At 52.1% G+C, this 242-nt stretch carries 1 protein-coding gene; it reads left to right on the top strand.

What is annotated here, in order from left to right:
• A partial coding sequence (locus H1B37_RS33245) for an ISAs1 family transposase (protein WP_182871560.1) occupies nt 1-242 on the top strand: 242 nt, incomplete at both ends.

Below are 242 nucleotides of genomic sequence, written 5' to 3'. Positions count from 1 at the left end.
GTTCTTGGTTGTCTCGGCTGTCATCGCTGGCGCGGACGGTCCTGATGAGATCGAAAGCTTCGGCGATGAGAAGCTGGACTGGCTATCCAAATTCGCAGACTTTGAAGCCGGCATCCCTTCTCACGATACCATCACGCGAGTGTTGTCCCTGATCAAACCAGCAGAATTCCAGAAGGCACTTCTTCAGTGGCATGCTCATCTCTGCGAAATGAATTGGGATCACGAGATTAAGGACGACGATC

This window comes from Stieleria mannarensis (assembly GCF_014154935.1).
Taxonomy (GTDB): domain Bacteria; phylum Planctomycetota; class Planctomycetia; order Pirellulales; family Pirellulaceae; genus Stieleria; species Stieleria mannarensis.
The sequence above is the reverse complement of the archived record's forward strand: the minus strand, read 5'-3'. Positions and strand labels throughout refer to the sequence as shown.